Source organism: Actinophytocola sp. (assembly GCF_035634895.1).
GTDB lineage: Bacteria > Actinomycetota > Actinomycetes > Mycobacteriales > Pseudonocardiaceae > Actinophytocola.
Genome location: NZ_DASQCC010000226.1, coordinates 58,811 through 70,061, shown reverse-complemented (window position 1 = coordinate 70,061; position 11,251 = coordinate 58,811). Strand labels below are relative to the sequence as shown.

Annotated in this window: 10 protein-coding genes; 4 read left to right on the top strand and 6 right to left on the bottom strand. The window is 70.4% G+C overall.

Going from position 1 to position 11,251, the window contains the following annotated elements; all coding sequences use genetic code 11:
• Positions 1-24 precede the first annotated feature (24 nt).
• Together VET29_RS35265 and VET29_RS35260 are read left to right on the top strand one after the other, a co-directional pair.
• Complete coding sequence (locus tag VET29_RS35265; protein ID WP_324928980.1) at positions 25-732, top strand: hypothetical protein; 708 nt, start codon at positions 25-27, stop codon at positions 730-732.
• Positions 733-1,020: 288 nt separating this feature from the next.
• Positions 1,021-1,578: a hypothetical protein gene (locus VET29_RS35260; protein WP_324928978.1), complete on the top strand. Its 558-nt coding sequence runs from the start codon at positions 1,021-1,023 to the stop codon at positions 1,576-1,578.
• An 81-nt stretch (positions 1,579-1,659) separates the two neighbouring features.
• Here VET29_RS35260 and VET29_RS35255 read toward each other — a convergent pair whose 3' ends face one another.
• The 6 genes from VET29_RS35255 to VET29_RS35235 all read right to left on the bottom strand — a co-directional run bounded on the left by VET29_RS35255 (position 1,660) and on the right by VET29_RS35235 (position 8,920).
• On the bottom strand, positions 1,660-2,403 hold the full coding sequence (locus VET29_RS35255; protein ID WP_324928976.1) for a hypothetical protein: 744 nt from the start codon (positions 2,401-2,403) through the stop codon (positions 1,660-1,662).
• Positions 2,400-6,203 (bottom strand): hypothetical protein, encoded by a 3,804-nt coding sequence (locus VET29_RS35250; protein ID WP_324928974.1) that lies wholly within the window; start codon positions 6,201-6,203, stop codon positions 2,400-2,402. The genes VET29_RS35255 and VET29_RS35250 overlap by 4 nt, the downstream gene beginning before the upstream one ends.
• Before the next feature lie 110 nt (positions 6,204-6,313).
• Positions 6,314-7,855 carry an ABC transporter substrate-binding protein gene (locus VET29_RS35245; protein WP_324928971.1) on the bottom strand — a complete coding sequence of 514 codons (1,542 nt, stop codon included), beginning with the start codon at positions 7,853-7,855 and terminating at the stop codon, positions 6,314-6,316.
• Positions 7,856-7,903: 48 nt separating this feature from the next.
• Entirely contained in the window at positions 7,904-8,263 is a 360-nt protein-coding gene (locus VET29_RS35240; protein WP_324928969.1) for a VOC family protein, read from the bottom strand.
• Positions 8,260-8,415, bottom strand: a complete 156-nt coding sequence (locus VET29_RS44230; protein ID WP_414636699.1) for a TfoX/Sxy family DNA transformation protein — start codon at positions 8,413-8,415, stop codon at positions 8,260-8,262. The genes VET29_RS35240 and VET29_RS44230 overlap by 4 nt, the downstream gene beginning before the upstream one ends.
• Complete coding sequence (locus VET29_RS35235; protein WP_324928967.1) at positions 8,348-8,920, bottom strand: MarR family transcriptional regulator; 573 nt, start codon at positions 8,918-8,920, stop codon at positions 8,348-8,350. The genes VET29_RS44230 and VET29_RS35235 overlap by 68 nt, the downstream gene beginning before the upstream one ends.
• A gap of 491 nt (positions 8,921-9,411) precedes the next feature.
• Between VET29_RS35235 and VET29_RS35230 the strand changes: the two genes are divergently transcribed.
• Together VET29_RS35230 and VET29_RS35225 are read left to right on the top strand one after the other, a co-directional pair.
• Complete coding sequence (locus VET29_RS35230; protein WP_324928965.1) at positions 9,412-9,597, top strand: hypothetical protein; 186 nt, start codon at positions 9,412-9,414, stop codon at positions 9,595-9,597.
• Positions 9,598-9,655: 58 nt separating this feature from the next.
• Positions 9,656-11,173, top strand: a complete 1,518-nt coding sequence (locus tag VET29_RS35225; protein ID WP_324928963.1) for a serine/threonine-protein kinase — start codon at positions 9,656-9,658, stop codon at positions 11,171-11,173.
• Positions 11,174-11,251: the final 78 nt, after the last annotated feature.

The window sequence follows — 11,251 nt, the reverse complement described above, 5'->3', positions numbered from 1 at the left end:
CGGCGTTGTCGCTGGGGAGGAACCGTGGGGCTGTTCAGTGCGAAGTGTCCGGTGGATCCGCGGGAACAGAAGTGGATCGAGGAGTCCATGGAGTTCTTCCGGACGAAGTTCGGGGACGGTCCGCTGAGCCAGGCCGTCGTGCTGCCGACGCCGGACTTCTTCCCCGGTCCGTTCTCCGGCACCGCCGCCGACATTCAGCCACTGGTCACGCGAATGTGTGAGTACCTGGCGGTCGACGCGGAGACGGTCTCGGTCGAGCTGTACGGCGACTCCACCGAATCCGACCTGGCCCGGGTGGCGGGGTTGACCTACCGGTCCGACTCCGTCGCCGGGCACTACCGGCGAGTGGACGGTCAGGCGGTCATCGGTATCGACCAGACCCTCGTCGCCACCCCCGAGCGGCTCGTCGCGACCATCGCCCACGAGCTGTGTCACGCCCGGCTCGATGACGGAGCTGCCACCTGGGACCGCGAAGACCACGAGCCGCTCACCGACCTGCTGACCGTCTACCTCGGCATGGGCATCTTCACCGCGAACGCCTGCTTCGACTTCACGCAGGACAACGTCCAGCGGTCCACCCGCCGGCTCGGGTACCTCACCGAGCCGATGTTCGGCTACGGCCTCGCCTGCTACGCCCGCCTACGCGACGAACGCCGACCGGGCTGGGCGAAGTACCTCGACACCAACCCTCGCGCGTTCATGAAGCGTGGCCTGCGCCACCTGGAGGCATAGGGCTCGCGGCGACCATGACGGCCGGACCCGAACAGCTCCACGGCATACGAGCCTCCGACGACATCACCTTCCCGCACTCCCAACTGTCCACATCGGACGTACACAATGGACTGTCGTGGTCGAGACGCGTCGCCGGTGTGGTCCAGATCCCGAACCTCATCTTGTTTCCGCGATCGGTCGGTAGCAAACCGTGACGCTCTTCACTCACTTTGAGTGATCGATCGCGTTTGCAAGCGTGATCATCTGCTCACCCTTTGGTAGTTAGTTTCCGTCGAAAGGAGTAGCAGGATGAGATTTCTTTCTACTAGAAGTGGTTCTCTGATCTCTCTCCTCGTCGCCGCGCTGGTAGTGCTGTTCGCGGCTCCGAACGCCGCCGCGGCACCCGCGGCACCCGCGGCACCCGTCGCCGCGCCGAGCGTGCCGATCGCGGGCACCTTCACCGATGCCACCGGTGGAACAGGTACCGCGACGGGCACCTTCACCCCGAGCCAGTTCGTCGCCAGCGGTGACCAGCTGCTGGCTCAGGGCGTGGCCGACGTGACCCTCGTCGACTCGGCCGGCCAGGTCGTCGGCAGCGAGTCGCGGACGGTCCAGGTGCCGGTCGACACGACCGCGATCGCCGCGTCGTGCGAGATCCTCGACCTGGTGCTCGGCCCGCTCGACCTGGACCTGCTGGGTCTGGTCGTGCACCTCGACCGCGTGCACCTGAACATCACCGCTGAGGGCGGTCCGGGCAACCTCCTGGGCAACCTCCTGTGTGCGGTCGCCAACCTGCTGAACGGGCCGTCGCTCGACCTGAACGGTCTGATCGCGCTGCTCAACCAGATCCTCGGGATCCTGTCCTAGGACGGACCGGCCCCGGCGGGTGTGCCCCACCCGCCGGGGCTTCCCCGTACCCTCGTCGTCCGGGTGCGGGTCCGTGCCGGCCTACATGACGGGCGCGTCGTCGCGATAGGCGACCTTTCCGTTCCACACCATCGCAATCCGCCGTTCGCCGGGGAGGTCGGCGAACGGGCAGGCGCCGGTGCGCAGGGTGTCACCGTCGAGCCACTGCAGCGCACCCGTTCCCAACCAGTGCGTCAGGTCGAAGTCGAGCTCGGCGGTCCGCAGGCGGTAGGCCGACCAGCGGTGGGGGAAGACCGGATAGTTGTTGGTACCCCACAGGTCGACCAGCGGCACATCGGACGGCATGGGGCCGAAGTAGCTGATCGCCCAGCCGGTGTGCGGGCCCACGGGGACCTCGGCGACCACCGCGCGGACGCCGGGAAGACCGAGCAGGCGCGGCAGCACGAACGGCACGCCGGGACCCGGCACGACGACGTCGGGGTTGTGCTCCACGGGTTCGACCAGCCGCATCGCGCCGGTCATGGCCAGCCAGGAACCGGGCACGGTCTTCGGTTGGCGGCTGATCTTCCTGGCGTACGACCAGTACCAGCCGTCGAGGCCCCAGATGTCGATCGGCCAGCGGACCGGTTCGCCGGTGTGCGGGCACCTCGCGACGGTCACCTCGGGCAACAGGGCCCGGTACCGGGCGTTGATCTCGTCGACCTCTCGCCACAGCCGCCACGCCGCGTCGGGCCGGTCGGCCTCGAAGTGGGCCTGTCCCGCCGCCAGGAGCCGGTTTCCCGTGGCCATCAGCTCGGCTCGCACCGCGGTGACGTCTCCGGTCATCGTCTCCCCCTGAACGGGCGTCGCCAGATCCGGGTGCCGGGCAGCACCCACCGCATCGGCTGACCCGGCGCGAACCGGATCACCCCCTCCTTCAACGCTCCCGCGATCAGGTCCCGCCGCGCCTTCCACTCGTCCACGTCCCGCTTCTCCCAGTCCTTCCAGTACACCACCGTCCCGTGCATGACGCCGAAGCCCTTCTGCACCATGTCCTGGACGAGTGCCAGGTGATCGTCCTCCGGAAGGTGTTTCCCTTCCAGCGTCGTGATGTCGAACAGGTCGTGGTCGCCTGCCACCGGCCGCCTTCCCCGCGCGGTGAAGCCGTGGACGACGTTGTCCTCGACCACGTACCGGCCCGGCCCGTCCGGTCGCTCGGCGAGCTCATCCATCACAGCGCGGTACTTCCGCCATTCGGCCAGCCGCTGCTCGTACCTGGGTCGTGCGATCGCCAACTCCTCCGGGGTGAGGCCCAGCCCGGCGGGGTCGGGAGGACCGGCGGAGAAGAACCCGACCAGCCCCTGCGTCTCCGGCCGCAGCCCGAGCAGCACGTCGGCGGCGTTGATCGTCTTGGGTTTGATCGGCCTCGCCTTGAACATGGCACCCGCCTCGAGGTGTGGCACGGACTCCGGGTTGGTTAGCCGGACCTCGATGACCACCCGGCGCTCGTCGGCGTACCGCTGGAACATCCGCTGGCTGCGCAGCAGGAGACCGGCCTCCTCTCTGGCCTCCTCCGCGGTGAGCGGCGCGTTCACCGGCCGCGACCTCTTCATCGGGTTGACGACCGCGACGAAGTGGATCACGTCGACAAGCCCCGTGGTCCGCTCGACCACGACGTCCAGGCTGACCAGCCGGTGCCGACGCTGGATCGGGGGCAGCCGCTCCTCGATCTCCTCGACCGGCATCTCCTTCGCGACCAGGGCCTCGGCGTCCCGCAACGCGGCGGCGAGGATGCGGTCGTAGTCCGGCTTCTCCTTGTCGGGCCGAGAGGCCCTCTGCCCGCCCCTGGCCGGACGGGCCGGCTTCGGCCCGCGGGTGTCCGGCCTGCGGGTGTCCGGCTTCTTCCTGTCCGGCCTCGGCTTCTTCCGGTCCCGGCGACCCTTCCTGTCCATTGTGGACTTGAGCTTCGCCCAGAGGTTCCTGATCAGCCCGACGATCTTGTCGATGACGGTGTCGATGACCCGGCCCACCGGTTTGGCCATGGCCTGCACAATCTGCCTGACCCGCCCGGCTATTCCGCCGACGCCCAGCAACGCGGCCAGGAAGCCGAGCAGCACCGGGATCGACCGGGCCAGTGCGCGTTCGACCAACGCGGGCACGCCGCCCGCGCCGCCGCGAGCGATGGCGATCACGGCGTCCAGCACGGCGTTGACGAACTCGATGATCTGCCGGGCCTGCGTGACCACGAACCTGACGATGTCGATGATCAGCTGTACCGCGCGGACGAACGTCGACGCGGGATTCAGCAGCGACAGCACCCACTTGATCCCGGCGAGGACGATCGTCGGCGTCACGTACTGGATGACCTTGTCGACCAGGTCCCTGCGCAGGTCGCCGACGCGGGCCTTCAGGTCGTCCCACATGCCGGCCACGCCCTGCCGGCGAACCTGGTTCACGAGTGGTACAGCGGTTTCCGCCGCGGCCACGGCCTGTTCGGGCACCTTGCGGGTGATCCGGGCGCGGATTCCCTGCCACGTCAGGCCGAGCAGCTCGGCGAGCAGGAGCAGCACGCCGCGGGTGTCGAACGTGGCGGGCAGCTTGATCCCGGCCTCGGCGGTGCGGCCGAGCAGCCAGGACATGATGCCTTCCTGGAGGTGCCTGCCGATGTTGGCCATGAACTGCCTCAGGCCCGCGCCGACGCCGGACACCAGGTTGCTCAGGAAGCCGATCGGGTCACCCAGGATCAGGAACACGGCCTGCGCGGCCTTGGCCAGCACGGCGAGCAGCAGGTCCTTGAGCGCCATGATGGTGTCGATGACGCCCTTGACCGCGTCGATCGCCTTGTCCACCAGGCCCTTGTTCATCTCCTTCGCCAGCGCGATCTCGTCGTCGACGGACTTGACGGCGTCGGTGTACCTGGTGGCCAGGGTGTCGACCAGCTCGTCGCCCTTGTCGTCGACGGTCCGGGTCAGCTCGTCGAACTGGTCGGCGAAGCCGGCGGCGGCCTCCCTGCCGATGTTCCGCAGGCTCGGCGGGAGCTTCCCGACCTCGGTCCGCAGGTCCTCGCGACCCTGGGCGATGCGCCGCTTCGCGCGGCCCAGCTCGGTGCCGATGGTGGTCGCGACATCGGCGATGACCTGGCGCATCCGCCGCACGTAGCCGGCACGGGCGTCGTCGAAGATCTTGTCCGCCTCGGCCGGCAGGCCGGTGAACTGGTCGTCGAGCCAGCGGGCCCAGCCCAGCGCGCCGCCGTAGCGCCGGTCCTTGTACTCGTCCATCTTCTGCCGGTGCTCGGCGGTGAAGGCGTCGCGGGCCGCCTTCTCGCCACGGGTGAACTGGTCGTCGACCAGTTTGTCCAAACCGGACAGTATGTTCTCCACATCGGTCTTCATCGTGTCGAAGACCTGTTGCAGGATGGCGGTGACCTCGGCGCGTTTGTCCTCGTCGCGGCCCTTCGCGCCGGACTTGCCCGTGCCGACCCGCTGTCCGGTCGCGGCCCGCTCGGCGGCCATCGCCCACATCGCCTTCGTGCCGAGCTTCTTCGCCTGGGCGGTCGACGACCTCAGCTGCGCCGCCTCGTCCTTGCGGAGCCGGTCGGGCGCGGTCTCGGCGTGCTGGTCGGCGGTCTGCTTCTGTCGCAGGGCGTTCGTGAAGGCGGGCTCGTTCGCCTTGCGCAGCTGGGTCTCCGTGACGTGCGCGTCCGCCAGCTGCTGGTCGACCTGGGCGGGCCCCGCGGACAGGTCGGTGGCCTGTGGCGGCAGCCGGTCCGGCACGGCCTGGGCCGGGTCGGGGGTCGCCTGGACGCCGGCCGGGCGGTCCGGCGCCATCGGCACGACCTTCTTCTCGACGGCGACCGAGGTGTCCGGCGGGGCCGCGGTCGTGGTGGCGATCTGCTCGGCGGAGTCGGCCTTGCCGTCGCCGACGCGGTTCTGGACGTCGGCCTTGATCTCCTCCGGTTTGCCCGACTCGGCGAACTTGTCGGCCTGGTCGAGGTTCTTCGGGGCCTTGCGCTCGATGGCCTCCTCGACGGCCCGGATGAAGGCGTCCCGGTCGAACTCCCTGGGCTCGGCCTCGTTCATCTTCTCCGCGTTGGCCGTCTTGCCCTGGGCGACCGCGTCGTCCTTCGGTGGCAGGGCGGCGTCCTGCGCGGCGGTCGCCTCCCGGTGCGGCGGCGGATGCGAGGCGGCGACGACACCCTTCTTGTGCTGGACGTCCTTCCTCAGCGCCGCGAACCTGGGGTCGGACCGCGGGCCGCGCGCCTGCTTCCCGGTCTCCTGCCGACCCGCGCCCTTCTGCTCGACGGCGCGTCGCTCCTCGACCGCGGGCGGCGCGGCGCCACGCGCGGCGGCGACCGCGTTGTTGCCGATCATGTTCTGCGCGACGGGCCGCAGTCGGTCGAGCACGAACCTCGGGCCGGGTTCGGTGCGCAGCGCGGCGGCGACCGCGGCGTTCGAAACTCCGGGACTCCCGGGCGGCACCGGGCCGATGACCGGTGGCTTCGCCGGCGGGTTGGTGACCGGCCGGGTGACCGGCTGTCTGGCGGCGGTCGCGGGCAACGGACCGGCGCGGACGTCACGCCGCACGGTCCGGTCCCTGGTCACCACCTCCGAGGGCCGCAACGCGCGAAACCTGGCGGGCGCGGACATACGAGACCTCCCCCATCACGGAACTCTCCCCACGTCCGCGTGCCAAGGGTGGCAGAGCGCCCGTCACAACGGCGTCGCCGACCCGTCGCACGTCGGCGGCCTCGCGCCGCTCAGGACAGGCGCCACTTCTCCGGCTGCCAGAAGCCGCCGCCGGTGGGGTTGAGCGGTTGGAAGTTCTCCACCCGCTTGTTGACCGCCCACAGGCCGCCCGCGGTGTACAGCCACAGGTACGGCACCTGCTCGTTGTCGATCGCCGCCGCCTCGCGGTACAGCGCGAGGCGCGTGTTCTCGTCGGCGGTTCCGTTGGCCTGCTTCATCTTCGCGTCCAGTGCCGGGTCGCAGAACTTCACGATGTTGCCGCCGTTGGGAAAGAACGTGTCGCACCCCTCGATGGCGTTGACGTTCCACGAGTCCACCGCGTAGTCGCCGCCGCCGAACAGGTACAGGTCGAAGTCCGCGTTCTTCAGCATGTCCGTCACACCGCTGGTGTCGAGCCGCGTCAGCTCGACGTCGACGCCGATCTTCGCGAGCTGGTCCCGCACGGCGAGCGCGGCCGCGTCCCGGTCGGGGTTGCTGCCCGGGATCCACGACAGGCGCACGGTTCGCGACCTGTCCCAACCGGCCTCGGTCAGCAGCCGCCTGGCCTTGTCCGGGTCGTAGCCGTACTTCTCGATGCCGCCGCCGGACACACTCGGGTCGAACGAGGAGTCCCGCACCCGGCCGACCCCCGGCAGCATCCTGTCCACAATGGACTTCCGGTCGATACCGTACAGCAGCGCCTGCCGCACCCGGACGTCGGCGAACCGGGCCTGCGTGTGGTTGACACCGATCCGCACGAAGCCACCGTCGCCGGAGGTCTTGAAGGACAGGGAGTTGACCGACTCCAGCGCCGGCCGGTCGGTCGGCGCGATCGGCGCGACGTCCACCTCGCCGGTCCGGAGCCGGGCGGTCGCGACGGCCGAGGTGAGCGGCCTGAGGTACACCCGGTCGATCCCCGGCCGCACCGGGAAGTTCGGGTTGGCCTTCAGCTCGACGTACCGGCCGGCGTGGTGGGCGACGAACTGGAACGGTCCCAGCCCGACGGTCGGGTTGGCGAAGAACGGGTCCCCGGCCACCCGGTCGACGGGCTTGTCACCCAGGACGTGCTTCGGCAGGATCGGCATGACGCCGACCTGTGCCAGGATCCCGTAGTTCGGTGTGCCGGTGGTGATCACGAACGTGTCCGCGTCGGGCGCGGTCATGCTCACGACGCCCCGGTAGTAACCCGCGACGGCAGAGGTGCTCTTCGGATCGGCCAGCAGCTGGTGGGTGAACAGCACGTCCGCGGACGTGAACGGCTTGCCGTCACTCCATTTCAGCCCTTCCCTGAGGTGGAAGGTGAAGGAGGTCGCGTCCGGCGCGACGTCGACCTCGGCCGCGAGCCGCGGCACCAGCCTCAGGTCCGGGTCGACCACCATGAGGCTCTGGTAGATCATCGACATGACCTGCTGGTTCGCCCCGAGCGCCGGCGCGAGCGGGCTGAACTCCGTCGGCTCCTGGTAGAGCACGATGCTGACGGAGGCGCCGGACGCGCCGCTCTCCTGTGGCTCGACGCAGCCGGCGGCAAGCCCGAGGGCGAGCAGGACCGCCACGAAGCGTGCAGGAGGCTTCATACGGGGTCACAGTAGCGATCCGGAGCCGCCCCGGAAATCGCCGAAAAGTTATGGAGCGGCCGGGCGCCCGCGCTCGGGCATGGTGGTGTAGTCGGTGAACCCGACGACGTTGCCCCAGGGATCGGCCACCTCGACCGTCCAGCCGGTGGCCACCGGGAACGGTCGCTCCACAGTGGACAGTGCGCGGACGTCCGGCACCTCCAGCCAGACCCGCCCGCCACCGGCGGCGTCCTCGCGACGCACCAGCAGGCCGGGCGCCTCCGCACCGAGCCGGAACAACGCGATCTCACCGTGCCGGAACACCAGCGGCAGTCCCAGCCCGGTGTAGAACTCGACGGCGCCGTCGAGATCGCCGACGGAGAACAGGACGTTGTCCACGCCGAGCACGGCGTCACCGGGGCGAGTCATCGCGACTCTCCCGTGGTCCACCGGACGCCGTCCAGGGCGCCGCGCAGGGCGCGGGTGGCGTGTGCGCAGTCCCGGCGGCCTGCCTCAGCGAGGCGTCGGGCCGCCTCGTCCGCGCCCACCTCGCGCAGGGTCTCCGCGTCCGGCACGCCCACCGCGTGCAGGTCGGTTGCCAGTGCCGGTCCGATGTTCGGCAGCGTCCGCAGGTCGGTCATGGGCGTACTCCTCGTCGTACTCCTCGAGCCCGAACAACACGATGGCGTCGTCGAACGCCTCGGCCAGGCGGCGCAGGCGGTCGGGTGCGGCGGGCACGTGCCGCAGCCGCACGGGACCGGCGAGCGGCGCCTGTTCGGTCAGCCGCCTTCCCTCCGGCGTCAGCTCCACCAGCCGGCGACGGCGGTCGGCGGGGTCCTCGGCAACCGTGACAAGGCCGTGGGCCGCCAGGCGGTCGAGCATCTGGCCGAGCGTCGCGGGATGCATGACGAGCCGCGCCCGCATCTCGGCCAGCGCGACGCGCGGGCCCCACTCGCGGACCAGCCGCAGCACCGCGAGCTGCGCGCCGGTGACCCCGTGCTCACGCTCCAGCACCCGGTTGAACCCGGCGATCGCCTGGTCGAGCCGGGTCCACGCGCGAACAGCGGACAGCGCCTCACTCACCACGGGCGGTATTATGGCACACATAATAATCGGCCGTAACACCCACGAGATCGGGAAGGACTCCCCTCACATGGGGGATCGCTCGCGCGCCGGACACGCCGCGTGGGAGCCACCCGACTTGTCCACACGGGACATTCCTCGATCCGGCGCACCGCGGGGGCGGTCCAGCCGCGAAGAAACTGGGAGGCTCGGATGAAGAAGCGGATCACGGTGCTGCTGGTCGCCCTCGTGATCGGCGGGCCGCGCTCATGGAGCTGGTACACGGGATCACCCTCGGCACCCTGGTCTTCACATGGGCGCTCGGCATCTCCGGGACCGGCCTCGCCCGCCGCGGCCGGTCCCCGAGGTGAACCGCGACTTCTCGGCCGTCCCGCGCGTCCCTTCGTCGAGTGCGGCGCGACGGAATATCGCGGCGTCGGAGTAGTTTCGGACAGTGGCCGGCCGGGTAGCCGACGTCGAACCTGGAAGTCGTCGAACCTGGAGGGGATGCGGCCATGCCTACGAAGGAAGTCGTCGACTACCAGCTGACCACCGTCGACCTGACCGCGGACCAGCGCAGGCGTGCCGTGCTCGCGGTCGCGTCCGCCGCGGGTGACCCGGCCGAGTGCGTCCGGCTGCTCGATATGCTGGGACTGCGTGCCGACGAGGGTGTGCCCGACGTACCCGCACCCCGTGGGTGATCGCCGTGTCTCCCTCGCGTGCTATTCCTAGGTGACGGCAGCGCGAGACAGGGGACGGATGAGCGAGGAAGAGCGGATCGTCGCGGGCCGGTACCGGCTGCTCGAGCACATCGGCAGCGGCGGTATGGGTGTGATCTGGCGCGCCGACGACGAGCGCCTGCGCCGCACGGTCGCCGTCAAGCAGCTTCGCGTACCCGCCGAGCTCTCCGAGCCGCAGGGCGAGGAGATGGTCCGCCGCACCATGCGGGAGGGCCGGATCGCCGCGCGGTTGCACCATCCGCAACTGATCACGGTGTACGACGTGGTCACCGACGGCGGCCAGCCGTACCTGATCATGGAGTACTTCCCCTCCAAGAGCCTGGCCGAGCGCGGCACGCTGCCCTATGACGAGGTGGCGCGGATCGGCGCCGAGGCCGCCGCGGCGCTGATGGCCGCACACGAGGCCGGGGTGGTGCACCGGGACGTCAAGCCGGCCAACGTGCTGATCGGCGAGGACGGCACGGTCAAGATCACCGACTTCGGCATCTCGCGGGTGATCAGCGACCTGACGCTGACCGCGACCAGCACGTTCGCCGGCACGCCCGCCTACCTCGCACCCGAGGTCGCGAGGGGCGGGTCCGCCTCGTTCGCCGCGGACGTGTACTCGCTCGGCGCCACCCTGTACGCGGCGGTCGAGGGCGCGCCGCCGGTCGGGGACGACGCCAACGCGATGAAGCTCCTGTACCGGGTGTCGTCCGGGGAGATCACGCCGCCGACACACGCCGGGCCGATGACCGACGTGCTGCTGTGGTTGCTCAGCGACGATCCCGAGAAACGGCCCTCGATGACCGAGGCCAGGGACGCGCTCGCCGCGGTGACGGAGGAGCGGTCCGACGCGGCGCCGGTCGCGGTCGTCCCGGCCGCCGCCCCTCCGGCCGAGGCCCCCACCGAGGCCGCCGAGCCGGCCGCGGGTGCCGGTGCCTCGGCCGCGCCGGCAGCCGCGGCCGCCACGCCGACCGCGCGCCGGCGCAGACAGGTGGTCGCGGTCGCCGCAGGCCTGGTGGCGGTGGCCGTGGTGGCCGCACTGGTCACGATGCTGTTCAACCGGAACGGCGCCGCCTCCGGCGACGACCGCGCGGCCGGCGGCGGGTCGTCGAGTTCGGCGCGGAAACCCGCGAGCACGACGACATCCACGACCACCGGAACCACGACGACCGAACGCACGACGACCACGACTCCCCCGCCCGCCACCTCCGGCACGCCGACGGGGCAGCCGGTCGCGGCCACGCCCGTCGCGGCGGTCAACGAGTACTACGCCCTGGTGCCCGGCAACCGGGACGAGGCGTGGAAACGCCTCAGCCCGAAGTTCCAGCAGAACCCGGGCGGCGGCCGGCAGGGCTACTACGAGCGGTTCTGGAGCAACATCAGCTCGGTCACCGCGACCGGCGCCGTGCAGGTCGGCACGAACAAGGTGCAGGTGAACCTGGTGTACACCCGGAAGGACGGCAGCCAGAGCCGCGAGCGGCACGAGTACACGCTGGTCCAGCAGAACGGGATGTGGCTGCTCGACTCGGTGCGCCGCCTCAGCGCCGCCTGATCGGGTGATCGCCCGTTCGAGTGAGTACGGCCATGGCCGTCACCAGGGGTACTACTGTGGTTACTCCGTCCCGGTTCA